Below are 15,190 nucleotides of genomic sequence, written 5' to 3'. Positions count from 1 at the left end.
AAGAAATTCCGGACAGCCGGGCATCCCCGGCCTCACGACGAGGCAACCGCGTCATGCTGAATGGCGATTGCGCGAAGCGTCTGTTACGGAATATTATTCAACGAGTGATGAATTAGTGAGATAGTAGGCACTCAGGCGGTCGATGTCAAACGCCGCGTGAATCGATGCAGAAGCAGGGCACGTTGCGTCGGTTACACTTCGGGCCCACCTTACAGCTTTAGAATTCGGATCGAATCATGACAGCTTCAACCTCACGCCCAATGCAAGCCGGCAAGGAGAAACGCTCGCGCGGACGCCCCGCTTGCAGCGAGATCGCCGGCTCCGACGCATTGCTCAAAAGCGCGCGGCAGGCGTTCGTCAAGCGCGGGTTTGAGTCGACGAGTGTGCGTGAAATCGCACGGGACTCGGGTGTGGATCCAGCGCTCATTTCGCATCACTTTGGCTCGAAAGAGGCGTTGTGGATCGCAGTTGTCGAGCAGATAGCGCTGCATGCCACACCCATGATCGAAGCTACGGGGAAGCTACGTACTTCTGATCTGACGAAACGTCAGCGCGTCGAGCGGGCGCTGGCGCTTTTTATCGACAAGGTGTTCAGCGATCCGGATGTCGGGATATTTTTTTCGACAACGGCAACCGAGCAGGGAGAGCGGCTGGATGTACTGATGGACCGTCTTCTGCGTCCTTACCACGATGTGTTTGTCCCCCTTCTCGCCGATGCAATCGATTCAGGTGAACTGCCGCCCAACGACCCGGATGTATTGTTCGCGATGCTAACTAATGGCGTTGGCAAGACGGTGTCGTACAGTCACCTGCTGGCGGTATTTTCACCGCTGCCGAAAGACCCGGTGAAGTTCAAAGAGACGGTACTGGCCACCGCGCTGAGCATGCTTTAAAGCGGCTGGTCCATGAGGCAATACACGGTCGGCGGCACGGCCAGACCGTTCTCCGCGAACGAATACGCGGCCTGAATTTCGCTCGCGGCGCTTTGTGCGGCCGCCACGTCCCGAGCGTGCACAACCGCAAGCGGCTGGCCGGCATCGACATGCTGTCCAAGCTCGACGAGTTCCGTCAAACCGACCTGATAATCAATTTTGTCCTCGGGGCGGCGCCGTCCGCCACCCAGGCCAACGACGGTCAGACCCATTGCCCGGCTCGATATGCGCAACACGCCCCGCACGCAGCGCGGCAACGGGCAAGACAACTGGCGCATGTCCCAAGTGACGATCGGGCACTTCGAGCAAGTCACTCGGGCCGCCTAATGCGCTGATCATCCGCGCGAATCGTTCCGCGGCAGCGCCCGAGTCGAGTACCGCATTCAGTTTTACCCGAGCCTGAGCGAGATCATTGGCGAGACCGCCGAGCACGAGCATCTGTGCGGCCAACGCGAGCGTGACGTCATGTAGACGCGCCGGTCGAACGCGCCCCGCCAGGTAGTCAAGCGCGCACCGGATCTCCAGCGCGTTGCCCGCGCAGCACGCCAACGGCTGGTTCATATCGGTCAGCGCGGCGGTTGTCTTCAACCCGGCGCCGTTACCCACATCGACGATACTTCTCGCCAGTTCAACCGATTTCTCGTAGGTCGGCATGAACGCACCTGATCCCACCTTGATGTCCATCGTCAGGCCTTCGAGACCCGCTGCGAGCTTCTTCGAGAGGATCGATGCAGTGATCATGGCGACCGATTCGACCGTCGCGGTGATGTCGCGGATGGCGTAGATTCGCTGATCGGCAGGCGCCAATTGCGCCGTTTGACCGATGATCGCGACGCCGGTGTCTCGCACGATGCGCTGAAATACATCGACGTCGGGCGCGATGTTGTAGCCGGGAATCGCGGCGAGCTTGTCGAGTGTGCCGCCGGTGTGACCGAGGCCGCGGCCGGAGATCATTGGCACGAAGCCGCCGCAGGCCGCGACCATAGGACCGAGCAGCAACGACGTCAGGTCGCCGACGCCACCCGTCGAATGCTTGTCGAGAACGGGACCCGGCAGATCGAACGAACGCCATTGCAGCACTTGTCCCGAATCGCGCTGTGCGAGCGTGAGCGCCACGCGTTCGTCGATGCTCATGTCGTTGAAATACACGGCCATCGCGAAGGCAGCGACTTGCCCCTCGGTTACGCTGCCCTCGGTAATGCCACGCACGAAACCGGCGACGTCCTCCTGCGAGAGCGCTTGTCCATCGCGCTTTTTACGAACGATTTCCTGTGGCAAGAACATGGCTGGTTCCTTCGGAGGAGGGTCACGGTCGAATGGTCAGTCAAATTGCCGGGGATTCTTTCGTACTCGTACTTTCGGCCGTCGTTCCATCGGCGGCTTCCGCGACAATCCAGTGACGGAACAATTCAGTGGCGGGCGACATGCGCTTCGATTTCAGCCATGATAGCCAGTAGCTGCCCGTTCTGACTTCGGTATCGAAAGGGCGAACGAGCAATTCTGCCTGGAGTTCACGGGCAAACATCGCAGGCGGTGCCAGTGCGATCCCGGCGCCTTGTACGGCGGCCTCCACCATCAGGCGCGACGAGTCAAAAACCGGACCATTGACCGACCATGGATCGAGCCCGGCCGCGCTGAACCAGCCAGTCCACTCGTCGGTGCGATACGAACGAAGCAAGGTCTCCTTAGCAAGATCACACGGCGTGGCAAGCCTTCTTGCAATGTCGGGTGCGCAAAGCACGGTCAGCGGAGCGTCGAGCAACATGACGTTGTGTGTCGCAGGCCAGGTTCCATCGCCAAAGCGGATTGCAAAATCCAGTCCCTCGGCTGCGAGGTCGACCAGATTGTTATGGGTCAAGAGCCGCAACTCCACGAAGGGATGTGTCTCGCGAAACGATTTGAGCCGTGACAGCAACCAGCCGACCGCGAAAGTCCCGACCACGCCGACCGTCAGCACTTCGTGAAAATGCCCACCCTCGAATTGCTTGAGCACGCCCTCGATGCGACCGAATGCGTCGCTCAGGACGGGGAGGAGGGCGCGGCTTTCGTCGGTCATGCCGAGTCCACGCGGTAGACGTTTGAACAGCGTGGTTCCGAGCCGCTCTTCGAGCATTCGAACTTGCTGGCTGACGGCAGCCTGCGTCACGTTGAGTTCGAGCGCAGCGCGCGTGAAGCTGAGGTGCCGTGCCGACGATTCGAATGCGCGCAAGGCGTTCAACGGAAGATGAGGACGAATAGAGGACATGACATTAGTTTTTCTTTACCCAAACAGAAATTATGCTCGCTTGTAGAGGACTCGCAAAGAGACGATATTCTGCTCGGCACTGGTTATTTCCGCCCATGAATCTACTCGGCAGAGCAGGGGTCAATGACCCTTTCTGGATCCGCTGCAGTCGTTGTGGTTTCGATTTTGAACTGAAGGAACACTTGTGAAATTGCGTCTTTCTGCTCCCAGGGTTCTTGGCGCCTTGTTGATTGCAATGCAATCTGCGACGACCGCCTATGCGGCGCCCTCTGCGAAGGAGACGCAGGTGCTGGAAAGAGTCAATGTGAACGGGACAAATCGCGAGATGGGAATGGGAATGTCCGAGTTTCCGCCTGGAGCCGAAAAACCGCGCCACATGGCGACGGGACCCGAGGTCTGCTACGTCGTGAAAGGCGAGATAATCTTGCAGGTACAAGGCCAACCGACGAAAGTCATTCGCGCGGGAGGAAGCTTCCAGATCCCGGCTAATGCGATTCACGTCACCAAGGCTGGGTTCCAAGGCGCGACAGTTATTGCAACCTGGGTGTCCACGCCCGGGAAGCCGTTTAACGTCAGTTTTCCTAGGTAAGCGCTAATGCCTGGCTCACGCGGTGCTCAAAATATCCAATTTTCAATGTGAAAGGTCGAGATAATTTTCGCCCTGTATCCAAGCTATTAACAAGGAGATTGCATGCGTCGCTGTTTTTTCAAACGCCTTTTGATTTCAACTTTGGTGTTGTCCTGCTTTATTGCTTCCAGTACATACGGGGAAAGTAGTCACAAACGAAAAGAGATCGCTGCTGTGATGGACGGCGTGATACGTCCGCTAATGCAGGAAAATCAGATTCCAGGCATGGCGGTCGCAGTGATCGTCAATGGCGAGAGTTACGTTTATAACTACGGTGTGGCATCACTGAAAACCCGGCAACCGATTACCGATAAAACTCTTTTCGAGATTGGGTCAGCTAGCAAGACGTTTACGGCGACGTTGGCTTCTTACGCTCAGGTCAAGGGCAACCTTGCGTTGACTGACAGCACCAGCAAATATTTGCCGTCTCTGCGCGGTAGCCACTTTGATAGCGTCAGTTTGCTGAATCTGGGCACGCACACCGCCGGCGGCTTGCCGTTGCAGGTGCCGGATGCTGTTCACAATGACGATCAACTGATGGATTATTTCCGGCAGTGGAAACCGTCTTACGCTCCCAGCAGCTACAGGGTGTATTCGAACCCGAGTATTGGCATGCTGGGCATGATCGCCGCGAAGAGCATGAATGAGCCTTTCGATGAAGCTATCGAAAAGAAATTATTCCCTATGCTCGGAATAACGCACAGCTATATCAATGTGCCGGCGGAGATGAAGGACTATGCGCAAGGCTACACGAAGCAGGGCGCTCCGATCAGGCTGAGTGTGGGCGCTCTTTCTTCGGAAGCATATGGAATCAAAGCCAGTGCGCCAGACATGATTCGATTTGTGGCTGCCAACATGCAGATGATTAAGATTGACAGCGATCTGCAGCGCGCGATCAACGACACGCATACCGGATATTTCAAGGCGGGTGAAATCACACAGGACCTGATATGGGAACAGTATCCGTATCCCGTGGAACTGAAAACGCTGCTGGCGGGTAATTCCGACGCCATGGCTTATCAAGCGACGAAAGCGACTGCAATTAACCCTCCGCTGCAGCCGCAAGCGAATGCGTTAATCAACAAGACTGGGTCGACTAATGGTTTTGCAACTTACGTCGCTTTTGTTCCTGCGCGGAGATTGGGGATTGTCATGCTCGCTAATAAGAATTACCCCATCGCTCAACGGGTGACTGCTGCGTATCAGATACTGACGCGGCTTGGCGGGCAGATAAGGTCTAAGAACTGAGCGACTTTCTGCGTAGGTTGGTTGGATGATTGTTCAGCGGCTTGGAGCGTGGGCGGAACGTGTGAGCGACTGTGGAGTCGTCTTGGAGCTGGGAACTCCAAAGCCGCGCTTCCGTCCAGCAGATGTTTTCGATCGGCTAGATACGACAGGATCACGCGATATATTCACTTCGACTAAAACCGTGGGAAGCCGCGGGCTCGAGGACGCTGTGAGGACCGTGCTGCTTACGGCACGGTTCGACTGTTCGAGGCGAGAAGTTGTGGGGTTGCGGCGTCAAAAGGCATGTTTAAGGATGTCGATTTTGTATTTGACATAACATAAATTATCAACATTTGATGTGTAGGTCCCAAGTTCAGATGTCGCGTTTCCGCTAAATAGAAATGTCGGGTTTGGGCGTAGTTTCATTGCCAGGCAAGCACGTGTGGAGCGTGGGCGATGAACACCAATGGGACGATCACGCATGTCGATGCGTGAGCTTTTTTCTGAGGGAACGTCACGGCTTCAGGGTAAGCCGTCGCCCGACCTTTCCCAGCCTCGACCAGCGCCGGTCCGAACTCAATGCATCCACGATGTCCTGTAAGTCGCGGCCCCAATCATGTCCACTGCTCTCGCCGAGGTCGCGTACAAGCTTGACCACCTTGACTCGCGTGCAGCGCCGAAGAAGTCCGATGAGGCGATCGGTACGTAGATTACGGAGCGAATCAGCTAGATCCACCGCCTCCCCCAAAGATTGTCCCTTTTCGCCTCGCTTGCCAATGTCGCTGGCGAGTTCAAGGAGCGCAAGCTCGGGTATAGAAACCAGAACAGACGGACTTTTCAGAGGCGGAGGTCTCACATTTTCTGACAGCGAGAACTTGTCATCAAACAGCCGCGTCGTCTGATACGTATGAGGCATATGCTGTTCGACCCACCGTGGAAAGCGATAAGCCTGTATTCCCCATAACGTGATCCGAGGCCGGAACGCGATATTGTGGCGCACGCCTTGCCAATCGAGAGCGGTCTTTCCGCCGACATGGAGCCCCGGACTGTGCCGACTCAGATATTTGAGGATTCCCTCCGTTGTCAGGAAATCTCCCTTGAGCAGATAGGCACGGAAGCAGATCTTCGGGTTGTGCAATTTCCAAAGTAGCAAGGACGTCCGTCAGTCGGATCACGTTCTGTCCGGCGCCCTTCCCGCCTGCCTTGTCGCGCACCATCTGCCGCATCGATCCAAGCAGTGCTTTTGCGCGCAGATCCGAGCCGGCCGTCCAGTCGACGAGCCGCATGGCCAAATCGCTTTTCGTCGTTGTGAGGCTGTCCGAGCTACCGACGATCACCAGCTTCCTCATGAAAGAAGCTAGCACTTGACCGCCGAGCCCGGTGGCGACCTTTAGTTGTCTAGCCTGTTCCTCGACTTCTTCAGATAGCCGCACGCCGTTTGCAAGACCCTCTATCGCCTCAACGAGAGCCTTGAATATCGGGCGATTGGTGACTAATTCAAACCGGAGTTTTGATTCAACTTCACTAGCGCCATACTTCTCGATCGACTTGGAATAGGCGATAGCAAATTTCGTCACGGTCTTCTTCGCATCGCTCGCCCGGAATTCAACATCTTGCCGAATAGGCGAGTACTTGAATTGCACAATCGATACGGCATCCGCGGCATCGAAGCTCGCGGATTTGCCGTAGTAAAGCGTTAGGTCAGCAACGTCTACCGCCTCTTGTGCTGCAGAGGCTTCGTCCCCAGGCTCCATCCCTTCCACTGCGATGCCAATCATCCCGTCTTTGCCGGCCAGCAGCTGCATCGCCATTCGGGCCGTCCACGCTTCGTGATATTCGTGCCCATCGCGCGATGGGCGGACGGTATCTTTCTTCTGCGACGATTTGCTCATGTTTGGTCGTTTAAATCGTTCTACGTTTTGGCTCGCGTATCTGGCTTTATAAAATCCTTGCAACTACGTCTGAAGTCTTCCGTCAGTGCGCATGAGTCATACAAGGAAATGGACGCAATCGAACACTTCGAGAAAGAGCGCTGCATAGTTCAGAACGCAACTCGCCGAGATCCATCAGATTGTCCGCCTTCACGCATTATTACTGCCCTGACTTGCTGGCGACGCGCACTCATCGTAACGCATCAGGGTGCCCTCACTCATCCTGCCGGATCCTTCAATACGCGCGTCTTGCGAACCGCTGAATTTCCCTTTCTGACGGCATCGGCGCGCCGCATCGTCGCCCTTGAAGCGGTCTTAGGCGCCGTGCCGAGTTGGCGCCGAAGGGCATCGAGCTCCTGGGCATACGCTGCGTTGGCCGCGCGCAGTGCGTGAGAGTGAACCAAACCGTGGGAGTTCAATTCACGCCGCTCGGCGCGCATTCGGCGAGTTTTGAGCTGCAGAAGTCTTGGACAACACGGCAAGTTTCTTAACCGAAAATTCTTCGTTGAGAACAGCAACTCTGACCTGTGCCAGACAATGCGCTCCCTCGTCCGTCCATCGCATTTGTTGCTTCTTCGCCATGCGATGGCTGACCACCAGGTTCACCGCGGACTCTGCAATGCTGCTGCTGATCGGTAGCCCCTTGTGATAGCGCATTCCATAGTTCACCAGCGTACCGGTGTTGTGCTCGATGTAGAAGTACAGGCGGCGCAGGTTCCAGTACAACGTCGAGTGCTCATAGCCTTCCCTTGCCAGCAGCGTGGCGTCCAGGGCTTTGATGCGGAAAACGGATTGTCGGCCCTTTCCATGCCAAACCAGCCACTTGGCGTGATCGATCTCTGTCTCCACAGCGATTCGCTCTTCGGGCTCAATCGTCTGGCTTCCTAACACCGAGTTCTTGGCAGCCTTGAACTTGATCGCGATGTGAAACCAGTCCAGGATCCTTCCCCTGGCGAGCTGGCTGCCGTCCACAGCCTTGCCAAATTCGCCAGCGTCATCGCTGATCACGGTGACTCGCTCGTCTGGAGCCACGCCGCTTGCAAAGAGAAATTGGTCCAGCCGCGCGGGCGCCGATGGCACCAGCTTATGCACGTACGCGTAGAGACGCGGGGTGCGATCAGCAAGAGTTGCACGGCCCGCAACGATGTTGACATGTCGATCCCGCGGCAAGTTCTGCGCCCAAGGCGATTTCAGCTCCGCAAGGTCGCGCGCCGCTTTGCGGGTCTTGGGGCTGCTGCTGAAGCTCAGCCAAGCCGAGTCGACGCTCACGCAGCCTACGGTGGTCGATTCGCGGACCTGCTCTTCGCTGAGCGCTTTTGGTCCAGACGCGATATCGCGCTCGATCTGCGCGTCCAGCGCGCTACCGACGGCGAGGATTCGACGGCGAGTACTGCCGAAGGAAATCCCTTTGTCCAGCGGAAGGACCTCTCGAAGCAGCTCAGTGGCCTGACGGTAAGGTAGATGGGCGGCCCACTTGGCCTGGAGGTACTCCAATTCCGGCGTCACCCGCTGGCGAACGGCCTTACACAGCGGACTCACTGAGCGGCGCGGTTGACCTTGCTTTGCCGCGCAGTTGCACGCCCAAAGCCTCGGACTCGGCACGTCGACTTTGCCAAACACGGTTCGCACCACGATCGACCGGGCATCCTTGTGCGCCAGCGTCGAGCCACAACGATCGCAAGCCAATTGGCTTTCCATCCACCCAGCAGTCTGCTCTGACACCAGCAACGATTGAACCTCAGCGAGCAAGGCGCGGCCTTCGGCAAGTGTAAGTCCCAGGTCGGCGACGCTCCGGTCCTTTCGTTCCACCACAGCAACGGTCGTCGCTTTAGTCTCACTCGTTTCCCCCGCCTCCAAGCGGGCCTCGATGATCAGTCGCATAGCAACTCCAATCAGTTGGCAACGTCGCCAGCGTGCTGATACAGCGAGCGTGCCGCGGGGCCTTGCTGGGCTCTTCTCGGTGGAAACTTCGCAGATTTCAAGCGGCATATCCCATCGGGTACGCCGCCGTCTTGCCGTCTATGGCGGCCGTCGTGTCGACGGAAATGGCCTCCCACGGTTTGGTTCACTCTCTACCACGCCGGCGCACACGATCAATCAGATCGTCTTCGATACACCCACCTGACACCGAACCGACTACCTGTCCGTCCTCACGGACAGACAGCATCGCCCCCTCTGGCCGCGGCGATGATCCCCAGGTTTTGACCACAGTGACAAGCAGCGCGCGACCTCCTGCTTCAATCCACTGCGCACTGCTCTTCAACACTTCAAGGTCTACGCTGTCCATGATCAAGGCTTGCGTGGGAGTCCCGGGGTGCGACAAAGACGGAGTGTCATTCAGAAAACACTGTGGAAACGCTCTCTGCCCATGCCGCCCCTATCTCAATGTCGCAACGCGACGTCGGCGTGGACCGGGGCGCGCCAGGTGAGGCCGATGATGACGCCGAGCACACAGAGTGCGGCGATATACCAGGCGGGCGCCATGAGGATGCCCTGGCGGCCCACCATGTATGAGGCCACTACGGGCGCAGTCCCGCCAAAGATGGCGTAAGCAGTGTTGTACGACAGGGCAAAGCCCGTGAAGCGGACTTCAGGCGGGAAGCTTTTCACAATGATGTACGGCCCGAGCGTGATAGTACCGATCAGGAAGCCGCCTGTGATATAGAGCGGCCACACCGCGCTACTTCCGGAAGTCAGTGCGAAGTAGAAGGCGCCCGTTACCGCCAGCATGGCAAGGCTACCCAGCGCGTAAGCCTTGCCACCGCCAATCCTGTCTGCGGCCCAGCCTGCGACCGTGCTGCCGATGATCAGCCCCAAGATCGACCAGGAGTTGTTGGTGAAGACAGCTTTCGCCTCATAGTGAAACTGCGACTGCAGGAACGTCGGCGTGTAGAGGAAATACAGCACGAAGATGCCCGAGAAAACCCACGTGGCCAAAAACGATACGCCAATTGCGCCGCGGTGCTCCTTGAGCACAACCGACAGAGGCATGCGCGAGTCAACTACACGCTTGGCTCTGAGTGCCTCGAAGACCGGGGTTTCCTGCAAATAGCGGCGCAGGTAGACGGAGATCAGGCCGAAAATACCGCCGGCGATGAACGGCACCCGCCAGCCCCAGCTTTTGAGGCTCTCAGCGTCGAGATTGCCCATCAGGAACTTCGCACTTAGCGCACCGAGCAGAATCCCGGTGCACAGGCCCGACATCAGCAAACCGCACGCAAGCCCCACGCGGTCACGCCGCACGTGCTCAGAGCAGAAGATCCAGGCGCCCGGCACTTCACCACCCACCGACAGGCCCTGGAGCATCCGGCACAGCAGGAACAGTAGCGGCGCGACCATGCCGAGCGTCGCATAGCTCGGAAGAAGACCGATCAGAAGGGTCGGGAACGCCATCAGGAACAGGCTCAGCGCAAACATCTTCTTGCGCCCGATCCGGTCACCGAAGTGGGCGAAGAAGATGCCCCCAATTGGGCGCACAAGATAGCCGGCGGCGAAGATACAGAACACTTCCAACTGTGCGAGCCATTCCGGTGTATGCGGAGGAAAGAACACTGTGGCGAGCAGTTTCGTGAAGAACACGGCGACGATGAAATCGTAGTATTCGAGCGCACCGCCCAGCGAGGCCAGTGTCAGGGTCTTGATGTCGTTCCACGACATCGACTGCCCTCTCGGGACAGCCTCATTCGATTGGGTAGGGGTTGCGCTCATTCTGGCTCCAAACATGTAGAAGTTTACGTCTGGCAAAACTACCAACTTTCATCATCAGCACACTGAACATATTTCATTTATTCAGCATACTGACAATATAAAAGCCGAAATCCTTTGCGTGACGTTTCTTAAGTTAACTTTTAAAATTAGGAAAATATCTGCCGACGGTGCAAGCCTGACGACGTGCCAGGAAAACATCAGTGTACTGACAGATACGTTTTATCTCGAAAAAAATCCGAATGCAACAGTGGTTTTCCCTCTATTCGTCACTTGGGACAGCAGGCAAACAGATTTTGATCTCTCCTTTCCGCGCGATGCGACAGCTATAAGAAGCCATCGGCAGACAGCGGTTACACTTGTTCCGAAGAATGACCTTTCAGAAAGGATGAATATGGGCACAGTTGTCGAAAAAAAGACCGCCGTTTCAGGATCGACGATAGAGACCGGTCACTTGTGGCAGCGACCAGGCTTCCTGATCCGGCGCCTCAATCAGATCCACCTCGCGCTGTTTTTTGAAAGCTGCAAGGACTTCGCAATCACTCCGGTTCAGTACGGGTTGCTGACGACCCTGAGCGAGCGTCCCGGACTCGACCAGACGTCACTGTGCGCTGAAGTGGGAGTCGACCGCACTACGATGGCCGACGTTCTGCGGCGTCTTGAGGAACGTGGGCTCGTCAAGCGAGAGCCCAGCCCCATTGATGGACGTCAAAAAATTGCGAATATCAGTAGTAAGGGCCGCCGCGTGATGAACGATATGTATGAAAGCATGCGCGAAGCACAGGTACAGTTTCTTGCACCGCTGAATCCAAACGAGCGAATTGAATTCGTCCGCATGATGATGCAACTGGTCGAGGGTAATAACCAGTACGGCCGCACACTGCTCAAGCACTTCGACTGAGTGACCGGCACCTCGTGCCGACAACCTGCTCGCTCAGAACCGATGCAATATCCCCAAGCGCATAAGCAATTGCTTGTCGTTGCTCGACGCGCTCGATACCGCCATGATCCAAGCCTGCGGGTTGTTGTCACCACTCACTTTCTGGTACACGGCTTCCGTATACACGACCGTGCCTTTGGAAAGCGAATAACGAACGCCGAGCGAGAACTGGTTTGCCTTGTCACTCGCAAGCACAGCGTTACCTTTCATCAGCTCGTAATCTCCGCCGACTGACAGAGCAGGCGTGAACTGATATCGGGTTCCGACCTGGTACACGTTAATGGTTGCATTATTCGCGGTGTTTTTCGTGTTCGTGTACAGCACACTGACTGCCGCCAGCCCAAACTTGTACTCCCCGCCGGCGCCGAAATTTCTGATCCCCGCCATCCCGTTAGCGAGTTGTGCGTACCGTTGGTACGTGTATGCCAAGCCGGCCGAAAACGGGCCATTTGCGTAATTTGCTCCAACGCTCTTACCGTCGTTCTGCGCGATTGCGCCGGGCACGCCGCCGAAGCTGTACAGCGCGCCGGCAGAGAATCCATCGTACGTTGGCGTCGTGTATTTCACCGAGTTGGAGATAGCAGTGCCAGACATACGGTCAAAATTCGCGTTTCCAGAGGGATTTCCGGGGATGCCCAAGCCCGAGAACGGACCCTCGCGAAAGCCATACAGCCCTGCAATGTAGACGGAGTTATCAAAACGCAGCAATGCGTCGATCATGAAATCGTACTGCTCGCCGAACGTCAATTTTCCGTATTGGTCATTGGATAGCCCCACATACGCGTTGCGGCTAAAGAGACCGCCACCGTTCGTGGGGAAGATTGCGCCGGTTCCAAGATTGAACTGGTCGGTCAATTCAAAAATTGCCTTGTTACCGCCGCCAAGATCCTCGGTGCCGCGCAGACCCCACAGGTTCGGCATCGCGATGCCGTTGTCCATCGCGTAGTTGTGACCACCCTTTTGGTTGGTGACCATTGTGACCCCGGCATCCAGTGCTCCCCAGAGCTGTACTGAAGACTGCGCATTTGCCGGAATGGCAGCCGCGAACGAACATGCCGTCGCAGCAACGGCCCATGGTGCTTTCATCGCTAAACCCTATATATGAAGTTAGGCGAAGCCCTCCCCAGGCGCGGTTGCATGGGAAGATGCTTCGCGACAGGTGGATACCTTGACTACTGCGAGATGTCCCGGCGGAACGTTTCGGGAACGAAGAGCACGCCGACGATGAGAGAGATGCTTGCAATCACAATCGGGTACCAGAGGCCGAAGTAAACGTTCCCGTTCGCGACTGCCATTGCTGAGACAACGAACGGCAGCATTCCGCCAAACCAGCCGGACCCGAGATGGAATGGAAGCGACAGCGACGTGTAGCGGATTCGCGCAGGAAATAATTCGACCATGAACGCCGCCATCGGGCCGTAGACCATCGCCAAGTACACGATCAGCAGCCACATCAGGAAGACGACCATAGGAGCATTGATCTGCGCCGGGTCAGCATGCTGCACCCAGCCTGCTGCGAGCAATGCCTTCTCCATGTCGTGCCGGTCGCTGCCATGCACCGTAGCGCCGCCAATGCTGGTAGTGGCCGACTCCCCTGCTTGCAGTGGCGTTTGCTGGTACGAGACGCCTGATGCGCTCAGGAAAGAACGGATACGGTCACAATCGGTTTTTGGTGCCGAGAAAAGCGAGAAGTGGCAGTCGTCCGCGTGAACGATGACGGGCGAGCTATTCTGAAAAGCTTCAAGCTTTGGATTTGCGTAGTGGGTCAGCGCGTGAAAGATGGGCTGCGTCGTTGCCGCGAGCAGCAGGCAGGCCGCCATCATGATCCATTTGCGGCCGATGCGGTCCGAAAGCCAGCCGAAGATCAGGTAGAACGGAAAAACACATACCAGCGCAATAGCCAGATAGAGGTTCACCGTATTGGGTGCGACTTTTAGCGTGTTCTGGAGGAAATACATCGAGTAGAAGTGCCCGGTCCCGAACACGACGCCCACGCCGGAAGCCGTGCTGAACAGCATGATGAGCACGTATTTCAGGTTTTCCCACTTGCCGAAACTCTCGCTAATTGGCGATTTCGACAGCGTTCCCGCGTGCTTCATGCTCTGGAATGTCGGTGATTCCGCTAGTTTGGTACGCAGGTAAACGGAGATCACCAACAACACCAGCGAGACCAGGAAAGGCACACGCCACCCCCAACTCTGAAACGATGCATCGTCCATTAGCGCGCGGCTCGCACTAACAACTGCGATGGATGTCAGCAATCCAAGCGTTGCGGTGGTTTGCAGCGAGCTCGTATAGAAGCCACGGCGACCAGCCGGGGAATGTTCGGCCAGGTAAGTTGCCGCTCCGCCCGTTTCACCACCTAGCGCAAAACCTTGCAACAGCCGAAGGCAGACCAGCAGCAGCGGCGCCAGCATGCCAATTTTTGCGAACGAAGGCAGGAGCCCGACACCAACGGTCGCGACGCCCATCAGAACGATGGTTGCCATAAAGGTATATTTCCGGCCGATCCGGTCACCTAGCCGGCCAAAGAACAACGCGCCAAGCGGTCGTACGAGAAACCCCGCACCGAACGTTGCGAGGCTGGCCAGAAAGGCCGTGGTGTCATTGCCGCTCGGAAAGAACAACGTACTGAATGTGCCGGCGAGAGCGGCGTAGATATAAAAATCGTACCATTCGAGCAAGGCGCCGAATGACGACGCAACGATAAGCGTAAGTTCGTGCCGCGTAACACCGCGCCTCGACGGCTCAGACGTCGAAATGTCCATTCTCACTCCATGACGCACGGCTAATGTGCCACTGCGACTTAGTTATAGTTAGATTCCGCGCGACGGTGCCGGGGCGTTGGCGGACCCCGACGCACCGCACGCTGCCGCTGGAGAGGCGTAATCGAGGGCAATCAGGCATGCTTTCCCAAGGTGCCCCTCCACCCCTCTCCCTATGCTTTTTCTACAAATCTCCGAGTACTTCCAGTGCTTCGTCCTGGGTCATCACGGCCGCGTATTTTTGCGCCATGTCGAACAGGGTGGCGTCGTGAGGAGCAATAGCGCGGTCGCCCACGCAGTCGGAGAGCACGAACGGGCGGAAGCCGTACTGCATCGCATCAACCACGCTTGAGCGCACACAGCCGCTGGTCACTGCACCGGCAATCACCAGCGTCTGCACGCCGCGCTGCGCAAGCCACGCGGCGAGCGACGTGCCAAAGAACGCCGAGGGCACCGTCTTGCGCACCACCAGTTCGCCCTCGCGCGGCGTAAGTTGCGGCACGATGGCGCTGTTGTGCGCATGCTCCTTGAGCGTGAGCAGACCCGGCACCTTCAGCGTGAAGATGTTCTCGTCCGCATCATCGTCGGCGAACACAATGCGCGTGTGCGCGACAGGCCAACCGCGCTCACGCGCGTGTGCCAGCAGCGGCACGGTGCGCTCGATGGCCGGCGCGATATTGCCCCCGCCAAACACTTCGGGGTCTGCAAAGCCATTGACGAAATCAACGATGAGCAGACCCACCGGCGCCTTAGGCTCGAGCGTCGAGCCGAAGCTCTGACGCTGGTAGGTATCAAGTTCATTGGACATACGGATTCC

General features: G+C 57.2%; 11 protein-coding genes and 2 pseudogenes. 4 read left to right on the top strand and 9 right to left on the bottom strand.

All coding sequences use genetic code 11. The features are described from left to right. Positions 1 to 236: 236 nt before the first annotated feature. Positions 237 to 893 carry a TetR/AcrR family transcriptional regulator gene (locus tag ACSQ83_RS19155; protein ID WP_414954427.1) on the top strand — a complete coding sequence of 219 codons (657 nt, stop codon included), beginning with the start codon at positions 237 to 239 and terminating at the stop codon, positions 891 to 893. Here ACSQ83_RS19155 and deoA read toward each other — a convergent pair. Beyond that, positions 890 to 2,216, bottom strand: a pseudogene (gene deoA / locus ACSQ83_RS19150) (thymidine phosphorylase). The gene ACSQ83_RS19155 and the pseudogene deoA sit on opposite strands and share 4 nt — an antisense overlap. A gap of 40 nt (positions 2,217 to 2,256) precedes the next feature. Then, positions 2,257 to 3,177 (bottom strand): LysR substrate-binding domain-containing protein, encoded by a 921-nt coding sequence (locus tag ACSQ83_RS19145; RefSeq protein WP_436229219.1) that lies wholly within the window; start codon positions 3,175 to 3,177, stop codon positions 2,257 to 2,259. 184 nt (positions 3,178 to 3,361) lie between these two features. On the opposite strand from ACSQ83_RS19145, the gene ACSQ83_RS19140 reads away from it, so the two are divergent. After that, positions 3,362 to 3,766: a cupin domain-containing protein gene (locus ACSQ83_RS19140; protein ID WP_436229218.1), complete on the top strand. Its 405-nt coding sequence runs from the start codon at positions 3,362 to 3,364 to the stop codon at positions 3,764 to 3,766. A 102-nt stretch (positions 3,767 to 3,868) separates the two neighbouring features. Then, positions 3,869 to 5,053, top strand: coding sequence for a class C beta-lactamase (gene ampC, locus ACSQ83_RS19135; protein ID WP_436229217.1), 1,185 nt, complete (start codon positions 3,869 to 3,871; stop codon positions 5,051 to 5,053). Between the two features lie 493 nt (positions 5,054 to 5,546). Here the strand turns inward: ampC and ACSQ83_RS19130 are convergent, their stop codons facing one another. The 4 genes and pseudogenes from ACSQ83_RS19130 to ACSQ83_RS19115 form a co-directional block, all read right to left on the bottom strand. Next, on the bottom strand, positions 5,547 to 6,170 hold the full coding sequence (locus tag ACSQ83_RS19130) for a type IV toxin-antitoxin system AbiEi family antitoxin domain-containing protein (RefSeq protein ID WP_436229295.1): 624 nt from the start codon (positions 6,168 to 6,170) through the stop codon (positions 5,547 to 5,549). A gap of 1,213 nt (positions 6,171 to 7,383) precedes the next feature. Continuing rightward, a complete protein-coding gene (locus tag ACSQ83_RS19125; RefSeq protein ID WP_436229216.1) occupies positions 7,384 to 8,844 on the bottom strand; it encodes an ISKra4 family transposase in 1,461 nt (486 codons plus the stop codon). Positions 8,845 to 9,031: 187 nt separating this feature from the next. After that, positions 9,032 to 9,250 (bottom strand): annotated as a pseudogene (locus tag ACSQ83_RS19120) (XdhC family protein); the annotation flags it as partial. Between the two features lie 95 nt (positions 9,251 to 9,345). Then, positions 9,346 to 10,620 carry an MFS transporter gene (locus tag ACSQ83_RS19115; RefSeq protein ID WP_436229215.1) on the bottom strand — a complete coding sequence of 425 codons (1,275 nt, stop codon included), beginning with the start codon at positions 10,618 to 10,620 and terminating at the stop codon, positions 9,346 to 9,348. A gap of 169 nt (positions 10,621 to 10,789) precedes the next feature. Here ACSQ83_RS19115 and ACSQ83_RS19110 point away from each other — a divergent pair, with 169 nt between their 5' ends. Beyond that, positions 10,790 to 11,569 carry a MarR family winged helix-turn-helix transcriptional regulator gene (locus tag ACSQ83_RS19110; RefSeq protein ID WP_436229214.1) on the top strand — a complete coding sequence of 260 codons (780 nt, stop codon included), beginning with the start codon at positions 10,790 to 10,792 and terminating at the stop codon, positions 11,567 to 11,569. 33 nt (positions 11,570 to 11,602) lie between these two features. Here the strand turns inward: ACSQ83_RS19110 and ACSQ83_RS19105 are convergent, their stop codons facing one another. From ACSQ83_RS19105 to ACSQ83_RS19095, 3 genes are all read right to left on the bottom strand, one after another. Then, on the bottom strand, positions 11,603 to 12,694 hold the full coding sequence (locus ACSQ83_RS19105) for a porin (RefSeq protein ID WP_436229213.1): 1,092 nt from the start codon (positions 12,692 to 12,694) through the stop codon (positions 11,603 to 11,605). An 86-nt stretch (positions 12,695 to 12,780) separates the two neighbouring features. Next, positions 12,781 to 14,376 (bottom strand): MFS transporter, encoded by a 1,596-nt coding sequence (locus tag ACSQ83_RS19100; protein ID WP_436229212.1) that lies wholly within the window; start codon positions 14,374 to 14,376, stop codon positions 12,781 to 12,783. A gap of 181 nt (positions 14,377 to 14,557) precedes the next feature. After that, complete coding sequence (locus ACSQ83_RS19095) at positions 14,558 to 15,181, bottom strand: N-carbamoylsarcosine amidohydrolase (protein WP_436229211.1); 624 nt, start codon at positions 15,179 to 15,181, stop codon at positions 14,558 to 14,560. Positions 15,182 to 15,190: the final 9 nt, after the last annotated feature.

Origin of the sequence: Caballeronia sp. LjRoot29, assembly GCF_964252755.1 — a bacterium.
Taxonomy (GTDB): Bacteria; Pseudomonadota; Gammaproteobacteria; order Burkholderiales; family Burkholderiaceae; genus Caballeronia.
Note: the sequence above shows the minus strand (reverse complement) of the source record. Positions and strands in the feature narration are given on the sequence as shown.